14 protein-coding genes, 3 tRNA genes and 1 rRNA gene are annotated in these 15,116 nt (G+C 24.8%); 6 read left to right on the top strand and 12 right to left on the bottom strand.

The window, feature by feature from the left end; translation table 11 throughout:
• Positions 1–34 precede the first annotated feature (34 nt).
• The 3 genes from RJT40_RS00895 to mnmA all read right to left on the bottom strand — a co-directional run bounded on the left by RJT40_RS00895 (position 35) and on the right by mnmA (position 3,431).
• Entirely contained in the window at positions 35–817 is a 783-nt protein-coding gene (locus tag RJT40_RS00895; RefSeq protein WP_343182687.1) for an enoyl-ACP reductase FabI, read from the bottom strand.
• Positions 818–892: 75 nt separating this feature from the next.
• Positions 893–2,266, bottom strand: coding sequence for an adenylosuccinate lyase (gene purB / locus RJT40_RS00890; RefSeq protein ID WP_343182686.1), 1,374 nt, complete (start codon positions 2,264–2,266; stop codon positions 893–895).
• Positions 2,267–2,300: 34 nt separating this feature from the next.
• On the bottom strand, positions 2,301–3,431 hold the full coding sequence (gene mnmA / locus RJT40_RS00885) for a tRNA 2-thiouridine(34) synthase MnmA (RefSeq protein ID WP_343182685.1): 1,131 nt from the start codon (positions 3,429–3,431) through the stop codon (positions 2,301–2,303).
• 155 nt (positions 3,432–3,586) lie between these two features.
• On the opposite strand from mnmA, the gene lepA reads away from it, so the two are divergent.
• The 5 genes from lepA to acpS are packed head-to-tail and all read left to right on the top strand — an operon-like array spanning position 3,587 to position 8,270.
• Positions 3,587–5,374, top strand: coding sequence for a translation elongation factor 4 (gene lepA, locus RJT40_RS00880; RefSeq protein ID WP_343182684.1), 1,788 nt, complete (start codon positions 3,587–3,589; stop codon positions 5,372–5,374).
• Between the two features lie 40 nt (positions 5,375–5,414).
• A complete protein-coding gene (lepB, locus tag RJT40_RS00875) occupies positions 5,415–6,344 on the top strand; it encodes a signal peptidase I (RefSeq protein WP_343182683.1) in 930 nt (309 codons plus the stop codon).
• A gap of 37 nt (positions 6,345–6,381) precedes the next feature.
• Positions 6,382–7,053 (top strand): ribonuclease III, encoded by a 672-nt coding sequence (rnc, locus tag RJT40_RS00870; RefSeq protein WP_343182708.1) that lies wholly within the window; start codon positions 6,382–6,384, stop codon positions 7,051–7,053.
• Positions 7,050–7,886, top strand: coding sequence for a GTPase Era (gene era, locus RJT40_RS00865; RefSeq protein ID WP_343182682.1), 837 nt, complete (start codon positions 7,050–7,052; stop codon positions 7,884–7,886). Before rnc ends, era begins: the two co-directional genes overlap by 4 nt.
• A 3-nt stretch (positions 7,887–7,889) precedes the next feature.
• Positions 7,890–8,270 carry a holo-ACP synthase gene (acpS, locus tag RJT40_RS00860; RefSeq protein ID WP_343182681.1) on the top strand — a complete coding sequence of 127 codons (381 nt, stop codon included), beginning with the start codon at positions 7,890–7,892 and terminating at the stop codon, positions 8,268–8,270.
• Between the two features lie 20 nt (positions 8,271–8,290).
• Here the strand turns inward: acpS and tadA are convergent, their stop codons facing one another.
• From tadA to RJT40_RS00815, 9 genes are all read right to left on the bottom strand, one after another.
• On the bottom strand, positions 8,291–8,770 hold the full coding sequence (gene tadA / locus RJT40_RS00855) for a tRNA adenosine(34) deaminase TadA (RefSeq protein WP_343182680.1): 480 nt from the start codon (positions 8,768–8,770) through the stop codon (positions 8,291–8,293).
• A 19-nt stretch (positions 8,771–8,789) separates the two neighbouring features.
• Positions 8,790–9,269 (bottom strand): SsrA-binding protein SmpB, encoded by a 480-nt coding sequence (gene smpB, locus RJT40_RS00850; RefSeq protein WP_343182679.1) that lies wholly within the window; start codon positions 9,267–9,269, stop codon positions 8,790–8,792.
• Positions 9,270–9,312: 43 nt separating this feature from the next.
• Complete coding sequence (locus tag RJT40_RS00845) at positions 9,313–9,777, bottom strand: nucleotide exchange factor GrpE (RefSeq protein ID WP_343182678.1); 465 nt, start codon at positions 9,775–9,777, stop codon at positions 9,313–9,315.
• A gap of 56 nt (positions 9,778–9,833) precedes the next feature.
• A complete protein-coding gene (gene gpt / locus RJT40_RS00840) occupies positions 9,834–10,304 on the bottom strand; it encodes a xanthine phosphoribosyltransferase (RefSeq protein ID WP_343182676.1) in 471 nt (156 codons plus the stop codon).
• 116 nt (positions 10,305–10,420) lie between these two features.
• Positions 10,421–10,494 (bottom strand) — tRNA-Asp (locus RJT40_RS00835).
• Between the two features lie 44 nt (positions 10,495–10,538).
• Positions 10,539–11,255: a DNA polymerase III subunit epsilon gene (gene dnaQ, locus RJT40_RS00830; protein ID WP_343182675.1), complete on the bottom strand. Its 717-nt coding sequence runs from the start codon at positions 11,253–11,255 to the stop codon at positions 10,539–10,541.
• A gap of 21 nt (positions 11,256–11,276) precedes the next feature.
• Positions 11,277–11,349: transfer RNA gene (locus RJT40_RS00825), tRNA-Ala, on the bottom strand.
• A 22-nt stretch (positions 11,350–11,371) separates the two neighbouring features.
• Positions 11,372–11,445, bottom strand: a tRNA-Ile gene (locus tag RJT40_RS00820).
• Positions 11,446–11,501: 56 nt separating this feature from the next.
• Positions 11,502–13,055 (bottom strand): 16S ribosomal RNA (locus RJT40_RS00815).
• A gap of 277 nt (positions 13,056–13,332) precedes the next feature.
• On the opposite strand from RJT40_RS00815, the gene argS reads away from it, so the two are divergent.
• Entirely contained in the window at positions 13,333–15,066 is a 1,734-nt protein-coding gene (gene argS / locus RJT40_RS00810; protein WP_343182674.1) for an arginine--tRNA ligase, read from the top strand.
• Positions 15,067–15,116: the final 50 nt, after the last annotated feature.

Here is a 15,116-nt window from a genome sequence, read left to right as displayed (position 1 = left end):
AAATTTATCCAATAAAAGTTATGTATTCATTTAATTAATATAAATGATTCATGGTTGCAATATTTAAACCACCATCAACATAAATTGTTTGTCCTGTTATTCCACTAGATAAATTTGAACATAAAAACGCTGCCGTGTTACCAATTTCACTAATTGTTACTAATCTTTTTATTGGAGAAAACTTTTTATAATATGATAATATTTTTTTAAAATTTGGAATTTTATAAGCAGAAACTGTTTTTATTGGACCAGCAGAAATTAAATTAATTCGAATATTTTTTCTTCCAAATTCATTAGCCACATATCTGACAGTAGATTCTAAAGAAGATTTAGCAATGCCCATAATATTATAATATGGTATAGCAATGTTTGAACCTAAATATGTTAATGTTACAATGGAAGATCCTGGGTTTAATTTTTTATAACATTTTTTTAACATCGATATGAAGCTATATGTAGTAATATTATTTGCTTCAATAAATTTTTTTTTATTAACAGTTTGAGTATAATTTAAAGAAAATTGATTTTTATCAGCATAAGCAACAGAATGTATAAAACCATCAAAATTGTTCCAATATTTATATAAATGAGAAAATAAGTATTTAATTTCCTTTTCATACATAAAATTACATTTAATAACAATATCAGAATTAAAATGATGAGCAAGATTTTCAATTCTATTTTTGTGTTTATAATTCATATAGGTAAATGCTAAAGAAGCTTTTTGCATATACATAGATTTCGCTATTCCATATGCAATAGATTTTTTATTTAACAAACCAGTAATTAAAAATTTTTTATTTTTTAAAAAACTCATATTTTATAAAATAATTAATATATTTAAATAATTTAATTTATTATAAATATATACTATATATATTTAAAAAGAAAATTAAAAAAACTTTTTTACAATATTCATTGCATCACCAATATAATTACTCGGAGTAATTTTTTTTAGTTTTTCCTTTTCTAATGTTGGAATGTTTAATTTTTCAATATAATGATGTATATGATGCATAGTAACCTTTTTGTTTCTTGTTAATTGTTTTAATTCTTCATATGAATCAACAATACCAAATTTTCTCATAACAGTTTGAATTGGTTCAGCTAATAGTTGCCATTTATTTTGTAAATCTTTCTGTAAGTTATCAGAATGAACTGTAATTTTTTTTAATCCTTTTAAAAGAGAATTATAAGATATAATTGAATATCCTATAGCAGTACCTATATTTCTTAACACTGTGGAATCACTTAAATCTCTTTGCCATCTTGAAATTGGTAATTTATGAATCATATGATTCATAATTGCATTCGACAAACCAAGATTTCCTTCTGAATTCTCAAAATCAATAGGATTAATTTTATGAGGCATAATTGATGATCCTACCTCATCATAAGTAGTTTTTTGAATAAAATAATTTAATGAAATGTATCCCCATATATCTCGATTTAAATCAACTAAAATAGTATTAAATCGTATTATACAACTAAACAATTCTGATATATAATCATGAGGTTCAATTTGCGTAGTACAAGGATTCCACGTTAAACCTAAACTATTTACAAAATTCTTGCTAATAACATCCCATTGTACATTTGGATAAGCAATCATATGAGCATTATAATTTCCAGTAGTGCCATTGATTTTACCTAATATCTCCATGTTTTTTAATTGTTTTAATTGTCTTTTTAATCTGTAAAAAAAATTGATCATTTCTTTTCCTAATGTGGATGGTGTTGCTGGCTGACCATGTGTTCTAGATAAAATACTTAATTTACGAAATTTATATGAAAAATTTTTTATGACTAATATAATTTCTTCCCATAAAGGAATAATAACTTTATGTAGAGTTTTTTTAATCATTGTTGCATATGCTAAATTATTAATATCATCTGATGTACAAGAAAAATGAATAAAACTAATAATTGAAGAATGATTTGAAAGATTTTCTGAAATTTTTTTTTTTAAAAAGTATTCAATTGATTTAATATCATGATTAGTTGATTTTTCAATTTCTTTAATAAATTTCGCATCACACAAACTAAAATTTTTCCATATATCATTTAACGAATTAATTGTAATAGCATCGAATTTAGATAATTGTGTAATTTCTGGAATCAATGACAATTGTTGTAACCAATGTATTTCAATTTTTATCCTGTATTTTAAAAAACCATATTCACTAAATATATCTTGTAATATTGTAGTATTCTGATAATATCGACCATCAATTGGTGAAATTGCTAATAAATGAAAATCATGCATCTTCTTTCCTCCTAAATATATTCTAAATTTATATTTACATATTATAAATAAAATATTTTNAAACAATATCATGAAAAGATTGTTGAATAATACCCCCTCCTAAACAAATTTCTGAATTATAAAATACTACTGATTGCCCTATAGCAACGGAAAAAACAGGTCTACAAAAAAACAATCTCACTGATGTTAAACTCAATAACTGAACTTGACATAAAACCTCTTTTTGCAAATATCGAATTTTAACAGTACAAGTAAATCGAGTGGATATGCATAATCTATTAATCCAATTAATATTAGCTGCAATTAAACCAAAAGAAATTAATTCCTTGTTCTTTATTCCTTGTGCAGCTATTAGGCTATTTTTCATAAAATTCTTTTTTATCACATACCATGGACAATTTAATTTATTATATTGTCCTAATAAATTCATTCCTTTTCTTTGACCAATAGTATAGTACGATAGACCATTATGTATACCAATAATATAACCATATTTATCTAAAATGTTTCCAGGTTTATTAGGAATAAATCGATTAAGAAATTTAGAAAAATTCTTTGGACCAATAAAACAAATTCCTACAGAATCTTTTTTTTTTGCATTATGTAAATTAATTTTTTGTGCTATTTTACGAACTACTTTTTTTTCTAAATGACCAATAGGAAATAAAATTTTTTTTAATTTACTCGATTTTAATGTATATAAAAAATAACTCTGATCTTTATTCTTATCGTAACCTTTAATTAAGAATGGTTGACGATTAAAATATTTAATTTGAGCATAATGTCCAGTTGCAAAATAATCAAATTGTAAATTTTTTATTACAAAATTAAATAAAATACCAAATTTGATTTTTTTATTACATAAAACATCAGGATTAGGAGTATTACCTTTAACATATTCAGATATAAAAACTTTAAAAACATCATTCCAATACTCATAAGAAAAATTTATTTCATGTAAATATATTCCTAATTTTTTACAAACTTGACGAACGTCATATAAGTCTTTAGAAGAAGAACAATAATTAATATGATCGTCCTCTTCCCAATTCTTCATAAATACACCTTCAACAAAATAACCTTCTTGTAATAAGAGGTATGCGCTCACTGAAGAATCAACACCTCCAGACATAGCTATAATTACTTTTTTTTTTTTTATTTCCATAAATTTATATTCGAATTATGATAAACATTTATAATATAATATTTTCTAAAACAATTTAACTAAATAAATTAATTATAATATAGTGTTATTTATAAAATAAATTTTATCATAATATTAAAACAATTACTTTTATAAACTTATATCAAAAATAAATTATGAATAATATAAGAAATTTTTCTATTATTGCACATATTGATCACGGTAAATCTACTTTATCTGATCGACTAATTCAAATATGTGGTGGGCTTAAAAAAAGAGAAATGTCTGAACAGGTATTAGATTCTATGGATTTAGAAAAAGAAAGGGGTATCACTATAAAAGCACAAAGTGTCACAATTCAATATACCAATCAAAAAAAACAAGTTTTTCAATTAAATTTTATTGATACTCCAGGACATATTGATTTTTCATATGAAGTATCACGATCATTAAATGCATGTGAAGGGGTATTGTTAGTTATAGATGCTTCACAGGGAATAGAAGCGCAAACATTAACTACATGTAATATGGCATTAAAAATGAACCTTGTTATTATTCCAGTAATTAATAAAATTGATTTACCAACAGCTAATATACAACGTGTTAAGCAAGAAATTCAAGATATTTTAAAAATTAAATCAAACAATATTATTTCCTGTTCAGCAAAAACAGGAAAAGGAATAAAAAATATTTTAGAAAATATTATCACAAATATACCACCTCCCGCAGGATCAATAAAATCTGAATTACAAGCGTTAATTATTGATTCTTGGTTCGACAATTATTTAGGAGTAATATCTTTAATTTGTATTAAATCAGGTGTATTAAAAACTGGACAAAAAATAAAAATATTTAGTACAAAAAAAATTTATATCGTTCATCAAATAGGAATTTTCACTCCTAAATCTAAAGAAAAAAAATATTTAAAATGTGGCTCAATAGGATGGATTACCTGTGGAATAAAAGAAATTTCTTCTTTTTCTGTTGGAGATACTATTACATCAATAGATTATAAAAAAAATATTTCTATACCAGGATTTAAAAAAATAATACCAAAGATTTTTTCAGGATTATTTCCGATACTTACAGAACAATACCCTCTTCTTAAAACCGCACTTGCGAAACTTAGTTTAAATGATTCTGCATTATTTTATGAACCTGAATCTTCACATGCTTTAGGTTTTGGATTTAAGTGTGGTTTTTTAGGACTATTACATATGGAAATAGTACAAGCTAGATTAGAAAGAGAATATAATTTAAATATTATTACTACAACTCCTAGTGTAATATATGAAATAGAAACAAAAAATCAAGAAATTATAAGATTAAATAATCCAAAAAAACTTACAAAATTAAAAAAAATAAAAGAAATTAGAGAACCGATAGCAATATGTAACATTTTAACTCCATTAAAATATATTGGAAAAATTATTAAATTATGTTTAAAAAAAAGAGGTATACAAAAAGATATAATTTATCACACGAATCAAGTAATATTAAAATATGAAATACCAATATCAGAAATTATTATAGATTTTTTTGATAAATTAAAATCTGTTTCTAGTGGATATGCATCTTTAAATTATAAATTTAAATATTTTAAAAAAACTGATGTACAATGTTTAAATATATTAATTAATTCTAAAAAAATTGATGCATTATCTTTAATAATACATAAAGATGAATCCTGTAAAAAAGCAAGAAAAATTGTTAACACAATAGCATCATTATTGCCTAGACACCAATTTAATATTTCAGTACAAGCAGAAATTGAAAATAAAATTATTGCACGATCAACTGTACAACAACTTAGAAAAAATGTTTTATCTAAATGTTATGGAGGAGATATTAGTAGAAAAAAAAAATTATTACAAAAACAAAAAATAGGAAAAAAAAAAATGAAAAAAATTGGTAATATTACAATACCAAAAGAAACTTTTTTTTCAATACTTTCTAATAAATAAATTTACTTATCTTTCACTTTTTTTATAAGAATAAAATAATATGAAAAATGTATATTCACAAATATTACCAATAATTATTTGCATAATAGGTATATTATGGATAATAGAAAAAATATTTTATTTAAAAAATCAATTAATGGATACAAAAAATCAAGAAAAAATAAAAAACAAAAAATGCAAATATAGTAATTTGATTACATCTTGTAGCGCATATTTTCCAATTATATTAATTATATTAATTATTAAGTGTTTCTTTTATGAACCATTTTATATTGCATCAGAATCCATGAAACCAAATTTATTTCCAGGAGACTATATTGCAGCAAAAAAATATTTTTATGGTATAAAAAATCCTTTTACAAAAAAAATAATAATAAATTTTCATCAACCGAAAAGAGGAGATATCATTGTTTTTACAAACCCAAAAAACAAAAATCAATATATTATCAAAAGAATAATTGGAATCCCAGGAGATAAAATTATTTATGATACAATTAATAATCAACTAATTATCTACTCAGATTTTCAAAATGCAAGCAAAAAACAAAAAATAAAAATCAATTATTATATGTTAAATCAATATAAAAATTATAAAAATAATAATTTAACTGATACAAAAAATATTTCACAAAATAAAAATTACAACAATACATTAAAAAATAAATGCATCATATATAGAGAAGAAATTAACCATTATAAATATAACATATTAATATCATATAATATAAAAAATAAAATTAAAAATTACTTTCAACAATCTGGACAACCAAAACAATTCTGGTTAGTTCCAAAAAAAGAATACTTTGTTTTAGGAGATAATCGTCATAATAGTTTAGACAGTCGTTATATAGGATTTATTCCAGAAAGTAACATCATTGGAAAAGTAAATTATATCTGGATGAATTTACAATACCAAGAAAATCAATGGCCTAGTACAATTAATATTAATCGTATTGGTAAAATTGAATAAGAATTATAAAAAAAACAAATTAAATAAAATGAGTTAAATTGTGATAAACAAATTACAAAAAATCATAGGATATTTTTTTAAAAAAAAAGAAATATTAAAACAAGCGTTAACGCATCGAAGCTCAGGAAATAATCATAACGAAAGATTAGAATTTTTAGGAGATTCAATATTAAATTTTACTATTGCTCATGCATTATATAAATATTTTCCAAATGTCAATGAAGGTGATATGAGTAGAATGCGAGCAACATTAGTGAAAGGAAACACGCTAGCAAAAATTGCATATGAATTTAAACTAGGAAATTATTTAAACTTAGGGCCAGGAGAACTAAAAAGCGGGGGATCAAAACGAGAATCTATTTTAGCAAATACAATAGAAGCAATTATAGGAGGAATATTTTTAGACAGTAATATTTTTATTGTCGAAAAAATTCTACTGAAATGGTACAAAAAAAGATTAAAAAACATTACTCCAGGAGAAACGCAAAAAGATGCAAAAACAAAACTACAAGAATATTTGCAATCCAAAAATTTACCTTTACCCCAATATGTAATAATACAAATATATGGAGAAGCGCATAACCAATTATTTACAATACAATGTAAAATAAAAACAATTAGTAAAAATATTATTGGTTTTGGTGCAAATAAAAGACAAGCAGAACAACAAGCAGCAAAAATAGCTTTAATAAATTTAGGAATAAAATGAAAAGTCAAGATAGCTATTGTGGAAAAATAATAATTATTGGACAAACTAATGTTGGAAAATCTACTATAATTAATAAACTTTTGCAACAAAAAATGTCTATTACTTCAAAAAAACCTGGAACAACTAATCAAAATATTCTTTTTGTAAAAACATTAAATAAACATCAGTTTATTTATATTGACACGCCAGGAATTAATAAAAAGTATAATATTTTACTAAAAAATAATATCTTGAATCACAAAAAAATGCAGTTGATTCTTTTCGTTATTAATCAAACTTTTTGGTCAGAACAGGAAGAAATAATTTTAAAAAAGATTAAAAAAAAACTGATTCCAATAATATTAATTATTAATAAAATTGATTTAATGAAATGTAAAAAAATATTATTACCATTTGTAGAAAAAATAACAGCAAAACATCAATTTAAACATATTATTCCAATATCTGCAAAAAAGAAAAAACACATATTGATATTACAAAAAATGATAAAAAAAAATATACCTCAATCAAATCATATATATCCTATAAGATATATTACAAATCTTAATAAAAATTTTTTTATTTCTGAATTTATTAGAGAAAAATTTATTAAATTTTTAAACAAAGAAATTCCTTATTTAATAAAAATTAAAATTGATCAATGCTATATTGATAAACAAAATATATATAATATTTATGCTTCTTTAATTATTCCACTACCAAGAATCAAAAAAATTATTATCGGAGAAAAAGGAAAAAAAATAAAAAATTGTATTTTTTTAGCAAAAAAAACAATTAAAAAATATCTTAATCAAGATGTTAAACTATATGTAAAAATTAAAATTAACAAATAAAATATGTCAATCATTGGAATTGGAATAGATATTTTACAAAAAAAAAGAATAAAAAAAATATTTAATAAATTTAAAAAAAAATTTGTTATAAAAATACTATCAAATTATGAATTAAATCAGTTTTTTCAAGAAAAAGAAAAAATAAATTTTTTAGCTAAGAGATTTTCAATAAAAGAGTCTATTTCTAAAGCAATTGGAACTGGTATTAGAAAAGAAATAAAATTTAAAAATATTGAATTACATCATAATAAATATGGAAAACCAATAATTATTTTTTTAAATGAAACAAAAAAAATAATTAAAATATTAAAAATAAAATTTACTCACATCAGCATTACTGATGAAAAAAAATATGTTTGTACAGTAGTAATTTTAGAACGTTAATTTTTTTCTTATTCAAATCATTACAAACGTTTTGATTGAAAAAATTTTTTTATAATATTCGTGCAAGATGTAAGAGAAATTGAATCAGAAAATTCAATTTTAGTTTTTAATACTTGTAAAATTTCTGATGTATTATACAAATCTTTTTTTTTTTTTAAAAACTTTGTACCAATTACTAATCGACTAATTCTACTATTTATAATAGCTCCTAAACACATAATACATGGTTGTAGAGTAACATATAATGTAGTATGATTTAGTCTATAATTTTTTAAAATTTTTCCTCCTTCTTGAATTGCTATAATTTCAGCATGAGCAGTGGGATCATGATTAGCAATAGAACAATTAAAACCAGATCCAATAATACGATTTTCAAATATTAAAATTGCACCTACCGGTACTTCATTAATACATTTCGCTTTATTAGCCAGAATTAAAGCTAATTGCATCCATATTTTATCTTTTGAAGAAACAGTACTACTAAAAAAATTTTTTTTCATATTTATCATGAAATCACTGTTAAATAATTTTTTTTATTCTATTTTTTTCTATATTCCATTCTTTATTTTTTTTATATAATCGTTTATCTATCTTTTTCTTACCTTTGGATATAGCAATTTGTACTTTACACCACACACCTTTCCAATATAAAGAAAGTGCAATTAAACTATATCCTCGAGTTTGAAATTTTCCATACAAAAAATCAATTTCTTTTTTTTTTAATAAAACTTTTATATTTCGATTAGAGTGAATATTTTTATTTAATTTTTTAATAACATTAGATTGTATATCCAATCCAGTTAAATATACTGCATTGTTCTTAAAAAAAAAATATGCATTAACGATATTTACTTTTTTTTCACGTAAAGAACGAACTTCCCAACCTTGCAATACCAAACCAGCTTCAATAATGCTTTCAACAAAAAAATTATAATACACCTTCTTATTTTTTGTAATAAAAAATTTTTCTATATTTCTTTTATTTTTTAAATTAATCATTTTATTTTTATATTAAAAATTGTTATATCAATAAATTCAATTTTTATTGTGAAACAACAACCATAGCAGGACGTAATAATCTCTTATTTAATTGATACCCGTTCTGCATTACTTCAATAATATAATTAGATTTAAAATTACTTTTTTTTGCTATAGATATCGCTTGATGTATATTAGGATTAAATAACTTACCAACATCGTTAATTATAAAAACATTGTTTTTTTTAAACAATTCTAAAAAAGAAAATAAGATCTTTTTCAAATCGTGTTTTATTTCATTAAAATCTTTTATATTTTTCATAGCTTGTAAAGATCTTTCTAAATTATCAATATCAGGCAAGATCATAGAAATAATATTAGATAATGAATATTTATAAGCATTCTTTATATCTTTTTTAACACGTTGCAAAAGAATTTTAATATTTTTATTTGAAATTTTTTTTATAAAAAATATTTCTTTTTTTTTATCTTTTATTAAATAAGAAATTCTTTTAATTTCGTTTTTCATAATCCATCATTAAATTTAGTTAATTAAAATACTAAATAGTATTTTTAAAATTATTATCATAATAATTTCGATTCTTCAATTAAAGGTGAAATATAAGTAACTTCCATATCCCATGGCTGTTCTATCCATACATTTTGAGGAATATCAATGATATAATTATCGACCAATTTTCTACCTTTTGGTTTAGCAAAAACTGTAACAAAATATGCATTTGGATACAATTTCCTAATAACTTTCGCTGTTCCTCCAGTATCAACTAAATCATCCATGACAATAATATCATTCCCTTGTAATTTTGATTTTTTAATTACCGTAATATTTTTTAAATGGTGATAATTATAACTTGATATACAAACAGTATCAACATATCTTATGCTTAATTCTCGAGCTAATAATGCTGATGGAATTAAACCGCCTCTACTAACAGCAATAATTCCACTCCATTGTTTTATTGGAAGTATTTTATATGCTAATTTTTTTGTATATATTTGTAACATATCCCATGTAACAATATGTTTTTTGTTCATAAAAAAACAAAACCTATTTATAATAAAATATATGAATTCAAATTATATTATTAATCTTAAAAAATAAAAAACAACTTCATTTTATTATAATAATATAACTATTTTATAAAATAATACGGTGCGGACGGGATTCGAACCCGCGACCCCTGGCGTGACAAGCCAATATTCTAACCAACTGAACTACCGCACCAAAAAAAAAAAAAAAAAAAAAAAAATAATAAAAACAAAATCAATTTAATTCATCCATAAACAACCACTTTTTTCCATCATGTTGTTTAAATACTCTAAATGAGTATTATACTCCAATTTTGAAGTCTTTAAAACAACTAAGTCTTTATTAAATTTATCTATATCTTTTATCAAACTGATATTTTTAAGGTGGCAAAATTCAAAATTCATAATTTTTTGAACAGTTGTCATTCTTAAATACAATTTTGCTAATAATGTAGCATCTAGAAAAGCACTATGTAATTTTCTGTCAGAATGATTAATTTTATATCTTTTACATAAAGCATCTAAATTATTTTTTTTTCCAGGAAAAATTTTCCTAGCCATGGTTAAAGTATCAATAACATGACAATAATCAGATATTTTTTTATAATTTAAATTTAAGTTTTTAATTTCGTAATTCAAAAAACTAATATCAAATTTAGAATTATGAACAATAATATCAGAATTTCCAATATAACTTAAAAAATTTAAGTATATATCAGAAAATTTAGGTTTATTTAACAAATCATCATTTTTTATTCCATGTATCTTAAAAGCTTCGTGATCAATTAACCTTCCTGGATTAAGGAAAAAATGAAAATGATTTTTTGTAATTTCTCTATTAATAATTTCTACAGCGCCTATCTCAATAATTTTATGACCTAAATAAACTGGACCTGTTTTATTTAAACCAGTTGTTTCAATATCAAGAGATATTTTTCTTATACAATTTTTTTTCATAAATAAATTAAATATAAATTATGGAGCTAAGCGGGATTGAACCGCTGACCTCCTGCGTGCAAGGCAGGCGCTCTCCCAGCTGAGCTACAGCCCCAAAAATAGATTATTATTTATTTTAGGCCTGAGTGGACTTGAACCACCGACCTCACCCTTATCAGGGGTGCGCTCTAACCAGCTGAGCTACAAGCCTATATATAAAAATTAAATAATTGATGTGGGCACTATAAAATATAATTGCAAATTTAGTAAGGAGGTGATCCAACCGCAGGTTCCCCTACAGTTACCTTGTTACGACTTCACCCCAGTTATGAACCACAAAGTGGTAAGCGTTCTCCTTTTTTCAAAGGTTAAACTACTCACTTCTTTTGCAACTCACTTCCATGGTGTGACGGGCGGTGTGTACAAGGCCCGGGAACGTATTCACCGTGACATTCTGATTCACGATTACTAGCGATTCCGACTTCGTGGAGTCGAGTTGCAGACTCCAGTCCGGACTAAGATACACTTTATGAGATTTGCTTGTCTTCGCAGATTTGCTTCCCTTTGTATGTACCATTGTAGCACGTGTGTAGCCCTGGTCGTAAGGGCCATGATGACTTGACGTCGTCCCCACCTTCCTCCGGTTTATAACCGGCAGTCTCCTTTTAGTTCCCGGCCGAACCGATGGCAAAAAAGGATAGGGGTTGCGCTCGTTGCGGGACTTAACCCAACATTTCACAACACGAGCTGACGACAGCCATGCAGCACCTGTCTCATAGTTCCCGAAGGCACTTTTCTATTTCTAGAAAATTCTATGGATGTCAAGACCAGGTAAGGTTTTTCGCGTTGCATCGAATTAAACCACATGCTCCACCGCTTGTGCGGGCCCCCGTCAATTCATTTGAGTTTTAGCCTTGCGGCCGTACTTCCCAGGCGGTCGACTTAATGCGTTAGCTTCGGAAGTCATCTCTCAAGGAAACAACCTCCAAGTCGACATCGTTTACGGCATGGACTACCAGGGTATCTAATCCTGTTTGCTACCCACGCTTTCGCGCCTCAGCGTCAGTATTCGTCCAGGAGGTCGCTTTCGCCACAGGTATTCCTCCAGATATCTACGCATTTCACCGCTACACCTGGAATTCTACCTCCCTCTACGATACTCTAGGCTACTAGTTTTAAATGCAGTTCCTAAGTTAAGCTTAGGGATTTCACATCTAACTTAATAATCCGCCTACGCGCCCTTTACGCCCAGTAATTCCGATTAACGCTTGCACCCCCCGTATTACCGCGGCTGCTGGCACGGAGTTAGCCGGTGCTTCTTTTTCAGGTAACGTCAAGAAAAATAAGTATTAGTTATTTTCCCTTCTTCCCTGACGAAAGTACTTTACAACCCGAAGGCCTTCTTCATACACGCGGCATAGCTGCATCAGGCTTTCGCCCATTGTGCAAGATTCCCCACTGCTGCCTCCCGTAGGAGTCTGGACCGTGTCTCAGTTCCAGTGTGGCTGGTTGTCCTCTCAGACCAGCTAGAGATCGTCGCATTGGTAAGCCATTACCTTACCATCAAGCTAATCTCGTCTGGGTTCATCTAAAAGTGTAAGGCTTATTTAAATAAGTCCCCTACTTTGGTTTCTCAACATTATGCGGTATTAGCTATCGTTTCCAATAGTTATCCCCCTCTTTTAGGCAGATCCCCAGATATTACTCACCCGTTCGCCGCTCGCCGACAAGAAAGTAAACTCTCTTTCGCTGCCGCTCGACTTGCATGTGTTAGGCTTGCCGCCAGCGTTCAATCTGAGCCATGATCAAACTCTTCAATTAATTACTATTATTAAATTAAAAATAATAGTATAAACTTCTGAAAAACTCATCCTCTATTAAAATATATAATAGAAGAAAATTTTGCAATTAATTTTCAGTGCCCACATTAATTATGTAATCAATTTTTAAAGAGCATAATCAACAAACTTATAAGTACATATTACATGATTACAAAAATATGTCAACAAATTTATTATATTTTAATATTATTATTTTTATTAACGAAATAATTTATAATTTATAACATGAAATTTTATACACTATTAATTAAAAAGATATGAAAATTAAAAAAATTTTAAATGAATATTTAATAAAAGCATGTTTAAAAGAAAAAATACCTCATCATTACATTAGTAGTATGCAATGGACCGATAATACTAAATTATGGCATTATCAAATTAATGGAATTATTCCTGTTGCTAGCAAATTAAAAATTAATACAAAAATATTATCTGAAAAAATTATTAAAAATATTAATTCTTACAAAATATTTAAAAAAATAAAATATTCTTCTCCTGGCTTCATTAACATATTGATTGATGAAAATTGGATATCAAAAAAATTAGAAAATATATATTATTCTACAAGATTAGGAATAAAAAAAAATGTTAAAAAAACAGTTGTAATAGATTACTCATCTCCTAATATGGCGAAAGAGATGCATGTAGGACACTTGCGATCTACAATAATCGGAGATGTCATGGCACGAACGATGGAATTTATAGGTTATCAAGTAAAAAGAATGAATCATATCGGAGATTGGGGAATACAATTTGGCATGATGATTGCATTGATTAAGAAAAAAAAAAAATTATATAAAATAAATCAATTATCTTTACAAGATTTAGAAAAATTTTATCAAAAATCAAAACAAATATATGAAAAAAACATAATTTTCAAAAAAAAATCACATCAATATTTAATTGAATTACAAAAAAAAAATAAAAAATATATCGAAATATGGAAAAAAATTATTGAAATTACAATGATCGAAAATCAAAAAATTTATGATATATTAAATATATCATTAAAAAAAGAACATATTTTAGGAGAAAGTTTTTATATTCATTTTTTACCTCATATGATAAAAGAATTAAAAAAAAAAAAAATTACGAATAATCATCTCGGAAATATTATTGTATATCTCGAAAATATAAAAAACAAACATGGAAAACCGATGGGAGTAATTTTAAAAAAAAATGATAGTAGTTTTTTATATTCAACAATTGATTTAGCATGCCTGAAATACAGAATGCAAATATTAAAAGCAAATAGAATTATTTATTATACGGATATACGACAAAAACAACACTTAAAACAAATTGAAATAATTGCAAAAAAAGCAAAATATGTTCCAGAAAATTTTCATTTAGAACATCATGCTTTTGGTATGGTATTAACAAAAGAAAATAAACCATTTAAAACTAGAGAAGGAAAGCCCATTAAACTCAAAACACTAATAAAAGAATCAATTAAAAAATCTACAGATATTATAAAAAAAAAAAATCCATACTTAAATAAAAAAAAAATATCTTATATATCAAAAATTATCGGAATTAGCGCAATAAAATATTCCGATTTATCTAAAAATCGAACTAAAAATTATATTTTTGATTGGAATAAAATGCTATCTTTTCAAGGAAATACAGCATTATACATTCAATATACATATACAAGAATTTGTTCTATTATAAAAAAAAATAAATTAAAAATAAAAAAAAAAAACAAAAAAATAATTTTAAAAAAAAAAATAGAAATTCAAATTTCTATAAAAATATTACAATTTGAAGAAATTCTTGAAGATATCACAAATAATGGATTTCCTCATTTTCTTTGCATATATTTATTTAAACTATCATCTTTATTCTCTATTTTTTATGAAAAATACCCCATTTTATATGCTAAAAAAATTAAAACTAAATATAGTAGAATTAAATTATCCGTTTTAGTTGCAAAAACTATTAAGTTAGGATTAAAACTATTAGGTATTCACACAATAGAAAAAATGTAGAATTTAAAAAAAATATCCATAATATGTCAGAAATAAAATACAAATATAAA

The organism is Buchnera aphidicola (Shivaphis celti), assembly GCF_039349365.1.
GTDB classification, from domain to species: Bacteria; Pseudomonadota; Gammaproteobacteria; order Enterobacterales; family Enterobacteriaceae; genus Buchnera_L; species Buchnera_L aphidicola_AL.
The sequence above is the reverse complement of the archived record's forward strand: the minus strand, read 5'-3'. Positions and strand labels throughout refer to the sequence as shown.

Bases quoted from the DNA above. Each gene is read 5' to 3' on its own strand.
- RJT40_RS00895 (WP_343182687.1), bottom strand. From the start codon at position 817: ATGAGTTTTTTAAAAAATAAAAAATTTTTAATTACTGGTTTGTTAAAT.
- purB (WP_343182686.1), bottom strand. From the start codon at position 2,266: ATGCATGATTTTCATTTATTAGCAATTTCACCAATTGATGGTCGATAT.
- lepA (WP_343182684.1), top strand. From the start codon at position 3,587: ATGAATAATATAAGAAATTTTTCTATTATTGCACATATTGATCACGGT.
- lepB (WP_343182683.1), top strand. From the start codon at position 5,415: ATGAAAAATGTATATTCACAAATATTACCAATAATTATTTGCATAATA.
- era (WP_343182682.1), top strand. From the start codon at position 7,050: ATGAAAAGTCAAGATAGCTATTGTGGAAAAATAATAATTATTGGACAA.
- acpS (WP_343182681.1), top strand. From the start codon at position 7,890: ATGTCAATCATTGGAATTGGAATAGATATTTTACAAAAAAAAAGAATA.
- tadA (WP_343182680.1), bottom strand. From the start codon at position 8,770: ATGAAAAAAAATTTTTTTAGTAGTACTGTTTCTTCAAAAGATAAAATA.
- smpB (WP_343182679.1), bottom strand. From the start codon at position 9,269: ATGATTAATTTAAAAAATAAAAGAAATATAGAAAAATTTTTTATTACA.
- RJT40_RS00845 (WP_343182678.1), bottom strand. From the start codon at position 9,777: ATGAAAAACGAAATTAAAAGAATTTCTTATTTAATAAAAGATAAAAAA.
- gpt (WP_343182676.1), bottom strand. From the start codon at position 10,304: ATGAACAAAAAACATATTGTTACATGGGATATGTTACAAATATATACA.
- dnaQ (WP_343182675.1), bottom strand. From the start codon at position 11,255: ATGAAAAAAAATTGTATAAGAAAAATATCTCTTGATATTGAAACAACT.
- argS (WP_343182674.1), top strand. From the start codon at position 13,333: ATGAAAATTAAAAAAATTTTAAATGAATATTTAATAAAAGCATGTTTA.